12 protein-coding genes are annotated in these 15,331 nt (G+C 51.9%); 8 read left to right on the plus strand and 4 right to left on the minus strand.

Features of this window, described 5'->3' with window-relative positions; genetic code table 11:
* Window positions 1-120 precede the first annotated feature (120 nt).
* The gene (locus AC0KUT_RS16575) at window positions 121-1,536 is read right to left on the minus strand and encodes a glycoside hydrolase family 28 protein (RefSeq protein WP_488831505.1); all 1,416 of its coding nucleotides are present in this window, start codon (window positions 1,534-1,536) and stop codon (window positions 121-123) included.
* A 310-nt stretch (window positions 1,537-1,846) separates the two neighbouring features.
* On the opposite strand from AC0KUT_RS16575, the gene AC0KUT_RS16580 reads away from it, so the two are divergent.
* Entirely contained in the window at window positions 1,847-3,358 is a 1,512-nt protein-coding gene (locus AC0KUT_RS16580; protein WP_488831506.1) for a UxaA family hydrolase, read from the plus strand.
* Window positions 3,359-3,529: 171 nt separating this feature from the next.
* Here AC0KUT_RS16580 and AC0KUT_RS16585 read toward each other — a convergent pair whose 3' ends face one another.
* Window positions 3,530-4,636: a pectinesterase family protein gene (locus AC0KUT_RS16585; protein WP_488831507.1), complete on the minus strand. Its 1,107-nt coding sequence runs from the start codon at window positions 4,634-4,636 to the stop codon at window positions 3,530-3,532.
* Between the two features lie 111 nt (window positions 4,637-4,747).
* On the opposite strand from AC0KUT_RS16585, the gene AC0KUT_RS16590 reads away from it, so the two are divergent.
* The 5 genes from AC0KUT_RS16590 (at window position 4,748) to AC0KUT_RS16610 (ending at window position 10,597) form a co-directional block, all read left to right on the plus strand.
* On the plus strand, window positions 4,748-5,725 hold the full coding sequence (locus AC0KUT_RS16590; protein WP_488831508.1) for a TRAP transporter substrate-binding protein: 978 nt from the start codon (window positions 4,748-4,750) through the stop codon (window positions 5,723-5,725).
* Window positions 5,726-5,733: 8 nt separating this feature from the next.
* Window positions 5,734-6,255, plus strand: coding sequence for a TRAP transporter small permease (locus tag AC0KUT_RS16595; RefSeq protein WP_488831509.1), 522 nt, complete (start codon window positions 5,734-5,736; stop codon window positions 6,253-6,255).
* A 14-nt stretch (window positions 6,256-6,269) separates the two neighbouring features.
* A complete protein-coding gene (locus tag AC0KUT_RS16600; RefSeq protein WP_488831510.1) occupies window positions 6,270-7,568 on the plus strand; it encodes a TRAP transporter large permease in 1,299 nt (432 codons plus the stop codon).
* Between the two features lie 256 nt (window positions 7,569-7,824).
* A complete protein-coding gene (locus AC0KUT_RS16605) occupies window positions 7,825-9,618 on the plus strand; it encodes a pectate lyase family protein (protein ID WP_488831511.1) in 1,794 nt (597 codons plus the stop codon).
* A 145-nt stretch (window positions 9,619-9,763) separates the two neighbouring features.
* Window positions 9,764-10,597, plus strand: a complete 834-nt coding sequence (locus AC0KUT_RS16610) for a rhamnogalacturonan acetylesterase (protein ID WP_488831512.1) — start codon at window positions 9,764-9,766, stop codon at window positions 10,595-10,597.
* 129 nt (window positions 10,598-10,726) lie between these two features.
* On the opposite strand, the gene tsaE is transcribed toward AC0KUT_RS16610, so the two are convergent.
* Window positions 10,727-11,203 carry a tRNA (adenosine(37)-N6)-threonylcarbamoyltransferase complex ATPase subunit type 1 TsaE gene (gene tsaE, locus AC0KUT_RS16615; RefSeq protein ID WP_488831513.1) on the minus strand — a complete coding sequence of 159 codons (477 nt, stop codon included), beginning with the start codon at window positions 11,201-11,203 and terminating at the stop codon, window positions 10,727-10,729.
* Window positions 11,204-11,260: 57 nt separating this feature from the next.
* Entirely contained in the window at window positions 11,261-12,778 is a 1,518-nt protein-coding gene (locus AC0KUT_RS16620) for an NAD(P)H-hydrate dehydratase (RefSeq protein WP_488831514.1), read from the minus strand.
* 277 nt (window positions 12,779-13,055) lie between these two features.
* On the opposite strand from AC0KUT_RS16620, the gene AC0KUT_RS16625 reads away from it, so the two are divergent.
* Window positions 13,056-14,903: a hypothetical protein gene (locus AC0KUT_RS16625; RefSeq protein WP_488831515.1), complete on the plus strand. Its 1,848-nt coding sequence runs from the start codon at window positions 13,056-13,058 to the stop codon at window positions 14,901-14,903.
* Entirely contained in the window at window positions 14,903-15,322 is a 420-nt protein-coding gene (locus AC0KUT_RS16630; protein WP_488831516.1) for a PilZ domain-containing protein, read from the plus strand. The genes AC0KUT_RS16625 and AC0KUT_RS16630 overlap by 1 nt, the downstream gene beginning before the upstream one ends.
* Window positions 15,323-15,331 lie beyond the last annotated feature (9 nt).

Genomic DNA, 15,331 nt, shown 5'->3' on the forward strand with positions numbered 1-15,331 from the left:
TCTGCCATTTTGGTAATACCAAATAAATTAAATTTTATATGCCATGAACTCCCTCTTCATTAAGCCATAACCCCCAAAGCACAACGCACCAGCCCAGCAGGCGCGCCAATTAGATAGATACTATTGAGCTAAAACCTTAGGTAAGCTCACGTTGCGCAACTCAAATGCAGGCGCATGCTCCAGCACACTCTCTTGACTGAGGCGCTTAAAGGCTGAGCTTTGAATGCGAATGCTGCCCAGTGGACTCTTGGCAAAACCGCGTAAATAGAAAGCGCGCTGCGCCTCTTCGCACTGCAAGTTATCAATCACAATATCGCGCACTATGGGCTGATAATTGCCCGCCTCGCCCTCTTCATAGTAGAAGTTCACCACCACCGCATCCTGCACCTGGCCAATGGTGATATTGCGTACGCGAATATGCTCGATAAGCCCGCCGCGACGGGCGTTGGTCTTAATGCGAATGGCTCGCTCAAGGTGCGGGCTGCTCATGGTGCAATCTTCAACAAAGATGTTGCGCGCGCCGCCCGATATTTCACTCCCCAATACAAAGCCACCATGGCCGTCGCGCATATTGCAATTGCGCACCACGACATTTTCAATGGGCACCTTAAGGCGACGACCGTCTTCATTGCGGCCAGATTTGAGCGCTATGCAGTCATCGCCGGTATCAAAAACACAATTTTCAATGAGTACATTTTTACAGCACTCAGGATCACAACCATCGTTGTTGGGGCCGTGGCTACTACAGGTGACGCCCGCGATAGTGACACTCTCGCAGAGCACCGGGTGCACCAGCCAAAAAGGTGAATTAATAATTGTGACGCCTTCAATCAAGACTGATTGGCAAGCGTAGGGCTGTATAAATGAAGGGCGCAAAAAGGAGCCGCCGGCATGGATGCGCTGACGCGGCGGCACACCATCGAGCACTTGCTGCTGCAGAATATCGCGCGCGGGCATTTGGTCTTGGCCAGGAAGAACGTCCCAATGACGCTCACTGTGCGCCCCTTTCCAGGGCCACCAAGTTGTATTGTTGGCATTGCCATCAAGGGTGCCACCACCGGTTATCGCAATATTTTGCTGTTCGTAGGCATAGATAAGCGGCGAATAACCTATCATTTCCATGCCTTCCCAACGGGTGAATACCGCTGGCAAATAAGCGTTTGGATTCGTCGAGAAAGAGAGGGTCGAGCCCTTGGCGACATGTAAATTGACATGAGACAGCAGATGAATGGCCGCTGTTTTATACACACCCTTTGCGGCAACTACACGCCCACCACCGGCCTTGTGACAGGCAGCAATGGCAGCGGCAAAAGCAGCAGTATTATCTGTATTGCCATCAGCCTTAGCGCCAAAGTCTTCCACAGAAAAGTCCTGTGCGGGAAAGCGCGGAAGGCGAATTTGGGCGCGAATGTCGTCGGCCATGGCCCAATCGTCTTGTTCCGCTGGCGCTTTGGGCAAAGCGGCGCAACTCGCCAAAGGCGCAGCAGCGGATAAGCGCCATGCTGATTGCAATAAATCGCGTCGAGACCACATCATAAATATTCCTGTTTTGCTCTTTTTTAACCAACCTTATCCAACCAAAATAATCGATTAAGGCACAAATGCAATATATATTTGTATGCCATAGTACATTATTTTGGTCTTACCAAAATAGTAAAATACACTCAATATAGGGTTAAAATGAGTTAAAAATCCTTATTTTTGACATTTTTAATTACAAATTTATCATTAGCAATTAAATATTTAAGGGCTAAACTAAAAACAGTAAAGCAAAGTTACTGTTGTGGTATTACCAATAAAGTCATACTCTAGACGCATTAATCACCTTGGAATTGCATCCGATACCATGACCACCATACGCCTACACCCCGCTGACAATTTGCTCATCGCCACCGAAACCTTACCTCAAGGCTTCAGCCTAGACGCAAATGTGGAAACCCGCACAGAGATTCCACGCATGCACAAAGTAGCCATAGTGCCTATTGCGGCAGGCCAAGCGATTTACAAATATGGCCAAACTATCGGCCAAGCCACCTGCGACATAGCCGCGGGTGAACACATACACAGCCATAATTGCGAAATGGGCAGCTTTGCCCGCGATTTTAATTTCTGCTGCAAAGTGCGTCCCACCGAGTTTGCTGCAGCGAGCGCAGAGCGCACCTTTGAAGGCTACTTGCGCCCCAACGGCAAAGTAGGCACACGCAATTTCATCGCGCTAGTCACTACTGTTAACTGCTCCGCCACCGCGGCGCGCCATATCGCCGAGCAGGCGCGCTTACAAAATATCTTGGCTGACTACCCCAACGTGGACGGCATAGTGCCACTCACCCACGGTAGCGGTTGCGGCATGAATGCTATGAGCCGCGGCGGCGTCATGCTGGCGCGCACCATTGCAGGCTATGCTGCGCACCCCAACTTTGGTGGCGTGATCACCATAGGCCTTGGCTGCGAAGCCATGCAGCTGTCAAATTTAATGCGCGATTACGGCTTGGTGGAATCGGACCTATTCCGCGCCTATAACATTCAAGATGTAGACGGCACCGCCAACGCCATCGCCAAGGGCATTGAATACCTGAAAGACATGCTGCCACGCGTTAACCAAGCGCGGCGCCAAACCCTGCCCGCCAGCCACTTAAAACTCGCGGTGCAATGTGGCGGTAGCGATGCCTTCTCAGGCATCACCGCCAACCCAGCATTAGGGCGCGCCGCCGACATACTGGTCGCGCAAGGCGGTACGGTTATCTACTCAGAAACACCCGAAATTTACGGCGCAGAGCATTTGCTAACGCAGCGTTCTGAATCCCCCGAAACCGCGCAAGACATTGTTGACCTCATCAAATGGTGGGAGGGCTACACCCTCATGAATGGGGTAGAGCTCAACAACAACCCATCACCCGGCAATAAAGCGGGCGGGCTTACAACCATTCTCGAAAAATCCCTCGGTGCTATGGCCAAAGGCGGCAGCACCAACCTGCGCGCGGTTTATCAATACGCTGAGCAGATCGACAAAAACGGCTTAGTTTTCATGGACAGCCCCGGCTTTGATCCAGTGTCGGTTACCGGGCAAGTAGCTTCTGGCGCCAATGTGGTTTGCTTTACCACGGGGCGCGGCTCAGCCTTTGGGCACAAGCCTGTGCCCAGTGTGAAATTGGCGAGTAACAGCGAGCTTTATAAGCGCATGAGCGGTGATATCGACATCGACTGCGGCAAGGTGCTGCACGGCGGCAGCCTTGAAGAAAGCGGCAATGAAATTTTTGAAACGATTTTGCGCGTCGCCTCAGGTGAGCGCACTAAGAGTGAACTCTTAGGCTATGGCGACAATGAATTTACGCCCTGGCAGATGGGTGCAGTTGTATAGAATTCTTGCAGTAAGTTTTACTAAGTGTACGTTTGTGTGTGTTTTAAGTTTGTGTTTTAAGTTTGTGTTTTACCTTGTAGTTTTATCCTCCTTTTGTCGTTGCTTAGGTCGCCATTTTGGCGACCTTTTTTTATGTTCTCTTTTCTTGATTTATAGCCCTCAAGGTCGCAATTATTGCTGCTGCGCTCGCGCTCGCCAGCGCGCCAAATCCGCCTCTGGGTCCCAGCGCCCCTCGAACGCCCAGCGTGGATTAATAGCCGCCACTGGCACCGGTAAATTATCTTTCAGCCACAAGAAAGGCTCACCCTCCTTTTTGATACCGTAAAAATAATAGCGATCGCCCCACAAGTTAAGGCGATCGCGCGCTGGGTCTTCAGGATAGGTTTTACGGAAAATAGGTTGATCTGCCAAGTTGCGACTAAAGCGTGAATTGATTAGCCAAAACTGCGCGTCGTAATGGCGTCGCCCCAACTGAAAGCCAGGCTCGCCGTCAAACTCAGAATTTACCACCACCAGCTTTTGTGACTCATCCACAGCACCATCATGCCAAAGCGCGTAACGCGCACCGCGGGTAAAAAACTGACTGTTAGTAATGTAAGCCCAGCCGCGCGGGCACACCATGTCCACATAGCCTTCAAAATAACAATTACTGTGGTAATACATACCCTCGCGCTTATCCCACAGGCTTAGGGTATCCGCACCACCGGCAATAATGCGGCAGTTATCGGTGATAATGCGCGTGCCTTTATCAGAGCGCAGCGTAAATTGATGCTCGTGATTACCGGCACGCTGACCGTAATCATTGATCACCGTTAGATCCAGCAGCGCTATATCGCTCGCGGCAAGATTAATCACCGCAGCGCCCCAATCGGGCTGGGCCGTTTTTTTAACCTGACTCTGGGCGAGCCAGTTTTCGCGTAACTCCGCATAGTGAATTTTCGTTTTAGCGGGGCCAGCACCTACCAAGGCAAGATTGTCGCGCGTGATATAAAGCTTCTCCTCCCAGTCACCTGCGGCTATGTGTATCACTACAGGGCCAGTAAACGCATTAGCCGCCTCTAGCGCTGGCTGAATTTTCCTGAATTTATGCCTGAATTTATGCCCACCTACGGCCCCCGCCCAGTCACCCCTTTTACTCACCCATAGATGATGCACGTCAGTAGCGACACTCGGCGATAGCGGCGCAAGGCTTTTGGCCGTTACCAAAAGTGGCACCCCTAGTATCAATAAGCCCAAAAACCACCTATTAAAAATTTTTAACGTGCGAATATCTCTCATTCTGCGACACCTCGTTGCACTAAATATTTAGCCAATGGTAGTATACCAATCTGGTCATACCAATAAAGCATTACTGTAAGACCAGAAAAACAATAAGCGCTGGAGTTAACTATGTACAAATCCCCTTGGTCGTTCATTGCGGCCCTTGTTATGAGCATAGCCCTCATTGGCTGTAACGGTCAGCACGATAAGGTCGTCCTCAAACTTGGCCACACGCTCGACACCGCCCACCCAGTGCACAAAGGCATGCTCATCATGGCTGAGCGCCTTGCAGAAATTTCCGGCGGCACCATGCAAATCGATATCTACCCTAGTGGTCAGCTCGGTTCTGAGCGCGAACTCATGGAGCTATTGCAAATTGGCAGCCTCGCCATGACAAAAGTATCTACCAGCCCGATGGAAAGCTTTGTGCCTGAGATGAAAATCTTCAGCCTTCCCTATGTATTTCGCGACGAAGATCATTTTTGGCGAGTCCTTAACAGCCCCCTTGGCAAACAGCTGTTGGTGTCGGGCGAATCCGTACGCCTACGCGGCCTCACCTATTACGATGCGGGCGCACGCAGCTTTTACACCACGGAAAAAGCCATCAATACTCCCGCTGACCTTAAGGGGATGAAAATTCGCGTCCAAAAGAGTCAAACCTCGGTGGAAATGATCGCCGCACTCGGCGGCTCAGCTACACCCATTTCGTGGGGCGAACTCTATACCGCACTGCAGCAGGGTGTGGTCGATGGCGCGGAAAATAATCCACCGTCGTTTTATCGATCTAAACACTACGAAGTATCGCGCTACTTTATTTTAGATGAGCACACCTTCGTTCCCGACCTGCTCATTATCAGCACCCATATTTGGCAGGGCCTCACGCCCCAGCAACAAGCCTGGCTGCAACAAGCCGCAGATGAGTCGCTGGTAACACAACGTCAACTTTGGGCTGAAGACACCAAACTCGCCCTCGACGAAATTGAAAAAGCGGGCGTGGAAATTATTCACCCCGACAAGAGTGAGTTCTCTGCCAAGGTACAGGCCATGCTCAAAGCCCAAGCCGGTACGCCTGTCGGCGCGCTGCTCGACCAAATTCAAGCAATGTAGGTGCCCCTGTGACTAAATTAATCTACACCCTCGACCGCGCGCTCTATTTCACCCTTGCGCTACTCATGACCGCCATAGTGGTCGATGTTAGCTGGCAGGTTTTCACTCGCTTTGTGCTCGCCAACCCCAGCTCCTACACCGAAGAACTAGCCGGCTTTTTATTAATTTGGATTGGTATTCTCGGCGCGGCCTACGCGTTTCGCCTTAAGGCGCATTTGGGATTGGATTTGGTCACCAGCAAGCTCACCGGCACCAAAGCGCGCAATGTTGAAATCATCGGCTTGTTAGTGTCTTTAGGTTTTAGTTTGAGCGTGATGGTCTACGGCGGCCTGCGTTTGGTGTCGCTCAATTTAGAGCTCAACCAAATGTCGGCCGCACTCGGTATCAAAATGGCCTACATCTACACCGTTTTGCCTATTAGCGGAACGCTGATTAGCTTTTACGCGCTGGTGTTTATCTATCACGCGTTTGCAGGCACGAGCGCCAGCTTGCATCCCGCCCAAGACACCGCCGACCTCCCAGCAGAATAAGAGAGCACTGAGCCATGGAAATCACCATTCTTGTATTACTTGTCAGCTTTGTGCTGTTGTTATTTATCAATGTTCCTATTTCAATTTGTATCGGCGTTGCTACCTTGCTCACCATGTTATTTACGGTGGATGCAGGCCCCGCGCTTACGACTATCGCCCAGCGTATGGCAGGCGGCATTGAAAGTTTTTCACTCTTAGCCATTCCATTTTTTATTCTGTCTGGCTCGCTCATGGGCCAGGGCGGTATAGCGCGTCGCTTGATCAATTTCGCCAAAGTCATGGTCGGCATGCTGCCGGGCGGGCTGGCCTATGTGAACATTATGTCCTGCGCACTCTTTGGTGCAATTTCTGGCTCAGCTGTTGCTGCCACCTCGGCCATTGGCGGCTTTATGATTCCGGTGATGAATAAAGAGGGCTACGACAAAAACTTTAATGCCGCCGTTACCGTCGCCTCATCTACCTCGGGCATGTTAATTCCACCGTCAAATATTTTGATTGTGTACTCTTTGGCTAGCGGTGGTGTTTCCATCGCAGCGCTGTTTATCGCCGGTTACCTCCCCGGTATTTTATTGGCTGTATCCCTCATGATTGTGTGTGGCATTTGGGCGAAATTAAAAGGCTACCCCGTAGGCAAACGCACCGGTTTGCGTGAGTCTATTCGCATTGCGATAGACGCAATCCCTGCACTGTTTTTAATTGTGTTGATCATTGGCGGTATCGTCGGCGGCTTCTTCACCGCTACCGAAGCCAGCGCCATAGCCGTGCTTTATTCGCTGCTGCTGTCTGTAGGACTTTACCGCGAAGTGAAAGTAAAACAATTGCCGCAAATTTTGGTGCAGTCTGCCGTTACCACGGCCATCGTCATGTTTTTGATCGGCACCTCTACGGCCATGTCATGGATTCTTTCCTATGAAAATATTCCGCAGGCCATCAGCGCCGCACTGATTCAGCTGAGTGATAACCCCGTGATTATTTTGCTCACCATCAATTTAATTTTGTTGGTGGTCGGCATCTTTATGGACATGACCCCTGCGGTATTAATTTTTACCCCCATCTTTTTACCCGTCGTCGCTGAGCTAGGTATTTCACCCTTGCACTTCGGCATCATGATGGTACTCAACCTGTGTATTGGCCTCTGCACACCGCCCGTCGGCAGCGTGTTGTTTGTGGGCGCGAGCATCGCCAAAACCAGTATTGCCAACTTGGTGAAACCCTTGCTGCCCATGTACGCCGCCATGTTTGTGGTACTCATGTTGGTCACTTACATTCCCTTCCTCAGCGAAGGCCTGCCGCGCTTTTTTGGGCTTTATTAATGCCCCAGCGCCATAGCAACAGAGAGATAGTTAAAGCATTAATAAGTGCCTTGCCAATTCCTAGGCACTTAAAAAATGAAACGCTTTTAATGCAATACCCCTAGTAGAAAGATAGATGTAATAGATAGACCGATTTATTAGATAGACCGATTTGATAGTTAGACCGATTTGATAGTTAGACCGATGTAAACGCTGTAACTCGCTGTACTCAAAAAACCGTAATTCAACATTTAATAATTAATAAGAGTATAAAATTATGTCACATCATCATCACTCAGTGGCACCCCGCAAGGGCGCTAGCTTTTCGGTAAAGGCCATTACGGCAGCCATCGCGTTAATCGCAGGCAGCTCAGCCTTTGGTGCAGCAACAGCAGGCTTTTCAACGACGGATGGCGGCAATGTATCGGGTGCCAAATCCTTCACCGCAAAAACCTATCAGGAAATCAACACCATTGTTGCCAATGCCAAGCTCGATGCGAATGGCAATAAGGTTGCTGGCGGCGCTTACCCGCTTATCATTACCTACACAGGCAACGAAGATTCCTTAATTAATCAAATCGTAAAAGATCACACCGTCGACTCCTCTGGCAATTGCCCCAAGGCGCATTGGAACGACGAATACCGCGAGGTACAAATTAAAGAGTTCACCAAGGGCATTACCATTCAAGGTGCAAATGGTTCTTCCGCTAACTTTGGTATCACACTGATTAAAAGTGGCGACGTAATTATTCGCAACATGAAAATAGGTGCACTGGGCGGCGCCAACAACGATGCCGACATGCTGCGCGTTGATACCACTTCAAATGTGTTGATTGATCACAATGAATTGTTTGCGGTAAATAACGAATGTAATGGTTCACCTGATGGCGACCTTACCTTTGAAAGTGCGCTGGATATAAAAAAGGATTCGAAGAACGTCACCGTTTCTTACAACTATATTCACGACAGTAAAAAAGTGGGATTGGATGGTCACACCTCGGTTGACTTCCAACGCAACATTACCTTCCACCACAACATTTACAAAAATGTAAACGCGCGCTTGCCGCTACAACGCGGTGGCTGGACGCACATGTACAACAACCACTATGACGGCATCACTGGCTCAGGTATCAATGTGCGCCAACAAGGTTATGCCTTAATCGAAAGTAACTATTTTGAAAACTCCGTGAACCCCGTTACCTGTCGCTACGACAGCAGCAACTGCGGCTACTGGGATTTGCGCAATAACAACATCAAAACCCCAGGTGACTTTGCCACCTACAACATTAGCTGGACCAGCGGCGGCACCATTGACGCCACCAACTGGACCACTACCGCAACCTTCCCCATCTCTATTCCTTACAGCTACTCAGCCGTTACACCTGCCTGCGTGAAGAGCAAACTGGCTAGCTATGCGGGTGTTGGCAAAAACAACGCAACCCTAACCTCGTCTGCCTGCGGCACCACAACAGTTTCAAGCAGCTCAACGGCGACCGCAAGTTCTGCAGCAGCGAGCGGCGATGTCACTCTGGGCGGCAGCGCTGGCAATGCGTCAGTCGCACTTAACTGGACACTCGGCGCGTCTATTAACGCACTTGAAATTTACCAAGACACCGACTCAAACCCATCAGGCCGAGTTCGTATTGCATCCTTGCCAACTTCTACCACTAGCTACACCGCTACAGGTTTGAGCAACGGCACAACCTACTACTTCTGGGTGAAGTACCGCACCACTGATAATGTTTGGCACAACTCTAACACCTTCAGCGCAAAACCAAGTTCAGGCACTACCGCCAGCTCTGCTGCAAGTTCAGCGTCTGGCTCAGGCTCAAGCACTCCCTCTGGCGCACCGGCCTTAAGCGGTAGCGGCGATTACCCAGATGGCTTCTCTAAGTGCGCCAACTTGGGCGAAAGCTGTGATGTAAATTCCGGCACTGGCTGGGTAGCATTCGGCCGTAAAGGTAGCTGGGTACTGAAGAAAGTTTCTGTAGGCAGCAGCATCGCCTGTACGGTTTCAGCATTTGGTTCAGACCCAGCGGGCACCCCTAACAAATGTTCTTATCAAAAATAACTAAGGCTCGTTTTCTAGCGTTAGTGAACGTTGAATGGCCTACCAACGCCATTCAACGGCTACACTGAAATACCCCTAGCGAACATGGCCACAAGCCTGTTCGCTTTTTTATTTTGATCACCCTTAAATCACGAGAGATTTCATTATGCGTTCACTATCTTTAGTGGCTTTAGCCTTAATTGGTTTGGTCGGCTGCAGCACCTCCACGCCCACCGCAACAACAGCGCCACCCGCTGAACCTGCGGCGAGCACCACAGCAGCCCACACCATCTTTATGGCGGGCGATTCCACCATGTCTATCAAAGAAGTAAAAGACTGGCCAGAAACAGGCTGGGGCGTTCCCTTTGCAATATTTTTTAACGACGACTACACCGTCGACAACCGCGCCATGAACGGACGCAGTACGCGCACCTTTATTGCGGAAGGCCGCTGGCAAGCCATTGCCGATCAACTCAACGCGGGCGACTATGTTTTTATTCAATTCGGCCACAACGACGAATCCATCGCCAAAACTGATCGCTACACCACGCCGGCACAATACCAGGCGAACTTAACCCGCTTTGTGCGCGACGTACGAGCAAAGCACGCCGAGCCTATTTTGCTCAGCCCAATTACCCGCCGCAATTTTGATGCCGCGGGCAATATCGAACAAACCCACGTGGCATACAGCCCCCTCAGCCGCCAAGTAGCCCAGGCTGAAGGTGTCACCTTTATCGACATGGACACCATCACCCGCGCGCACTTTCAAGCCGAAGGCGATGCCGGTTCGCGCTTGCGCTTTATGCACATAGCCCCCGGCCTACACCCCAACTACCCCAAGGGAGTGAGCGACAACACTCACCTCAATCAACTCGGCGCACGCGAAGTCGCACAACTAGTACTCGCCGAACTCAAACGCCAAAACCACCCTCTCGCACAACAGCTACGCATACCAGACCCAAAACATTTAGAGCTTATCTATCAAGCGCCGAAGAATTGAAAATATAGAAGGAAGGGGGGGGTTAGCTTTTGTTTTTAGGGGGCAATTTCAGTCACAAAAAAAACAATAAAAAAAGGGCGAACCAACGTTCACCCTTTTCAATTTTTCATAAACCAAAACACGGTTGTTTTACAGCGTTAAATCATCCAACAAAAATTGGCTGTGCAACAGCAGTTCGCGCCCTTCGTCTTGCTCGGCCAATTGAATTACAAGCTGTGGTTCTGGTAAAAAATGTTCGGCGCGCTCAGGCCATTCAATCAGGCAAATATTGTTGCCGACAAAATAATCGCGAAAACCCATGTACTCCAACTCTTCGGCATCGGTAAGGCGATAGAGGTCGAAGTGATACACAGTGCGCGCGGGTAATTCATAAACTTCTACCAAGGTATAAGTAGGGCTTTTGACGGAGCCTGCATGCCCAAGCGCACGCAATATTCCGCGCGATAAGGTTGTTTTACCGGCGCCCAAGTCACCTTGCAATAACACCGTTAAGCCTGCGTTATGTTGTGTCAACCAATGGCCCAATTGCTCGCCCGCAGCCAACATAGCAGCCTCGCCTTCAACATACTGACGCAGACTGTGCTGCAACTTAGGGCTCAGGTTCATAGGGGTTTGACTCAAAGGGGTTTGGTTCAAAGATGTTTGATTCAGCTGCGGCATGGCTTAGTCGTCGCTCAAGAGTTCACAGAGATAAGGAATAAGGTCCGTAGCCAATAAGCTGCGCTGACCGAATTCTTGCGCGGCCAAATCTGCGGCGCAGGCGTGCAACACGGCGCCGCATTGCGCCGCTTCGGTTAGGCTCAGGCCCTGAGCGAGTAATGCGCCCAAAATGCCGCTGAGCACATCGCCCATGCCGCCCGTTGCCATGCCTGGGTTGCCGTCCGTTACCATGCTGATTGCACCATCGCTGCCTGCCACCAAACTGCCCGCGCCTTTCAAAATGACCGCCGCGTTAAAGCGCGCTTGTAATTGTGCGACCGCGGCAAAGCGGTCGGCCTGCACCTCTTGCGTGGTTACGCCGAGCAAACGCGCGGCCTCTGCGGGGTGCGGGGTGAGCAGCCAGTTGTCGCGTTTGATACTCGCGGGCACTACGCGCCCAGCGGCAATAATGTTGAGCGCATCCGCATCCAACACCAGCGGCAAACCACTTTTAATCGCCTGCTGTAGCATCTGCTCCGACCAGGGTGAACGCCCTAAGCCTGGGCCTATTACAATCACACTCGGGCGCGCCAAAAAGGGCTCCAATTCTTGACCAGAAATAACCCCTACGGCCATCACTTCTGGACGACGGGCTAAGATCGCCGCTAAGTGTTCAGGGCGCGTGGCGATACTCACCAAACCGGCACCGGCGCGCGCGGCCGCTTCTGCTGCCATTATGGCCGCGCCGCCGTAACCGGTATCGCCGCCAATGATCATCACATGGCCAAAATCCCCTTTGTGCGCATCGGCCGCACGGATGGGCAACAGCGATAATAACTCACTGCATATTAATCGTTGAACCTTAGAACGCTGAACCTGAGCGTCGATATTCGCGTAAACCGCATCATCCACTCCAAGCTGCTCCAACACCAATTCGCCACAAAGTGCCGCGCCGCGCCCCGTGAGCAGGCCGCGCTTAATACCAATAAACGTGATGGTGAGGCTCGCCGCTACTGCCTCGGTAGCGACTGCACCGGTATCCGCGTTAAGGCCAGAGGGAATATCCAGTGCCAACACCGACAAACCCGCGCTGTTAATCTGTGTAATGGCAGCGGCGTAATCCGCGCGCGGTGCGCCCTGCAGGCCAATACCAAGTAGCGCATCCACAATGACGCCCTGCTCAGGGGTTTGCGCTGCCGCAAAAGGCACCATCTCCACCCCTTCCTGTGCGGCAAATTCATAGGCGGCGCGGGCAGCTCCCGTTAATTTCTCTGGCGCAGCCAGTTGAATCACCCGCACCGGCAGCAAACGCTGGGCCGCCAGCGCCGCTAACACATAGCCATCGCCGCCATTGTTACCCGCACCGCAGTAAATGCTGATGTGCGCAGGCGCAGGGTAGCGCGCCACCAACAATTCAAACGCCGCGCGCCCTGCACGCTTCATCAGCTGCAATGCCGGTGTGCCCGCCGCTATGGCGGCGGCATCCAAGGCATAGACATCGGCGGCGGTGTAAAGCGAATGGGAGCTGGCCGTAATTTTCATAAAAACTCTTTATAAGTAGATGTATTCACTGATGATGCAGCCAAGGGCTACAGAATGGCGGCGATTATACGCAACTTGAATCGCCAACTTGACGCTTTTTGTACTCAATATCCACTCAAGCGTAGGATTCGCCAGCAGACTCGCCAGTTGCTAACTATAGTGAAGTCAGCCTATCTATAGATCTAGCGATATAGCGCGCCTGTGGGCGAGCCGCGACATCAGCACCAATTTACGCACCCGCTCCTTAACGAACTGAACTTATAGCTAACTGCAACCTATGTCGAACAGCAGCTCTAACCCTGACAGCGTCACGCACAACAGCAGCGCCACTCAAAACAGTAGCGCGGCCGATGCAATACAAACCAAGCCGCCGCGCGCCTACAGCGAACTACTCAACGCCATAGCGCCTGCCGAGGCACATAGCAAGCTGCGCAGCCAACATGCAGAATTGCTCTTCGCACGCCTAATAGGTAATGAACAATTACACGCCGACTTGCTACCCAGTGTTCAACCGCTACTTGCCGCCATGCAGGCACAACTGCACCAGAGCGATGATTTTTTTACCCAAGCACAACACCCCATTCGCCAACTCTTGCGCTGTTTGTTAGACGATGCGAGCCACTGGTGCCCGAGAGATTTCAAACTCAATCAGACCTACGTCACCAAGCTTGAAACACTCATTGCCAGCGCCAGCCTCTGCTGGCCACTCGCTCAATCCGAGTGGGCACCCTTTGAGCAAGCGCTGGCCGATTTCAGCGCCTGGATCGACACCGAAAACAAACGCGCACAAATGCTCGAAGAGCGCTTATGCAGCAGCGAGCTCGCCGAGCTGTCGCTGTTAAGCGCCCAGTGCCGCGTCATAGAAACACTCAATCAACACCTCGCCGAGCGCCCGTTACCACTCGAGCTACACGCCAGCGTTCAAAGCTTACTCAAAAGTGAACTGCAACACTGCATAGTCACCGTCGATGCCAGTCAATGGCAAAGCGCGCCCTTTTGGAAAAGTTGGCAAAAGTTGCTGCCAGCGTTGGGGCAAGTGTTTGCGACCGAAACCCACGAAGTCGACGACCAACTACTCTACAGCGCCATCCCCGGCATCATTAGCGAACTGGAGCGCAATGGCGAACTCACCACCAGCAACCCCAGCGCCTACCAGCAATGGCTTGCGCAGTTAAACCTCTGTTTAATGCACGCCATTCAAAAGCAGCCGCAGGAATGCGCACTCTTTGCAGCCCTACCCTATCCCGAGGGCTACAGCACCAGCAACACCCGTATCACCCCTGCACTACTGCGCCAAAGCGAGGCCATTCAACAAGGTGACTGGCTTATTTTCAGCGGCGAAGACGGCGATAAAATTCGCTGCAAATTGGCCCTCAAAAACCCCGCGGCAGATCAGCTTTTATTTGTCGATCGCACTGGGCGCAAGGTGCTGATAAAAAGCAACAAAGACTTTGCCCTCTGTCTCTCCGGCGGCATCGTCAAAGCCCTCGTACAACCGCAACTCGATCACGTCATTCACCAATTTTTAACCCAGCTCGAACAAAAGGCCCTCGCCGCTGACGCACAGCGGCTCGCCCTCACCATGGAAAAAGCCGCACGCGCGGTTAAAGTACTGGAAGCAAAACAAAAAGCCCAAAGCGAAGCCGCCGAACTCGCCAAGCAAGAAGCGCAGCAGCACATGGAGCAACAACTTGATGCGCGCAAAGCCGCCTCCCGCAAAGCCATGGCTGAGGCGCGCGCCCTCGCAGAGCAACAAGAGCGCAACGCCCGCGCACAGCAAGCAGCCGAACAAGAGCGGCAACGCCTGCGCGCACAACAAGATGCCGCCGCAGCCAACGCACAGCTTGGCGCAGCACAAACAGCCATGAACGATTTGCATGTCGGCGCTTGGCTAGAGATTTTATTCGATGATGCGAGCTGGGTGCGTACCAAACTCTCGGTCATTATCAGCTCGACGCAAAAATATATATTTGTCGATACGCTCGGCCGCAAAATGGCCGAATACCAACGCGAAAATCTTATCGAGTTGCTCGCTACCGAGCGGGCGCGCATCATTCATAAAGGCGACAACTTTGAAGACCAACTGGCCAAAGTTATTCGTGGACTACGCAAGGATATTTCTTAATGAGCAACAATGATAAAAACGCACCGGCGCAAACCGCGCTAGACACCAGCGAACAGCGCCAAGAATATCGCCTCACTGCAGAGGAAACCGTATACCTAGAAGTAGAACCCGCTCTCACAGAAAGCCACAATGCCACCATAGTCGTCAGCACCAGCCTAGACATGTCTGCCAACGGCCTGCGCGTTATCACCGATCAAGAATTAGTACTCGGAAAAATCATGCGCACCTGCGTGCTGCTACGCGCATCGGGGCAACAATTCTTACTCATCACCGAAGTAAAATGGGCGCGCCCCTACGGCGATGCAGGTGAGTTTCTCATAGGCCTAAGCCTCTACGAATCCGAAGGCAGCGACATACAGCGCTGGAAAGAGTTTATCGCTAGCGCTTGCGAGAGCGAACAAGGAGGGAATGAATATTAAAAACCGAAA

Source organism: Cellvibrio sp. 25HG11W-0 (assembly GCF_057815475.1).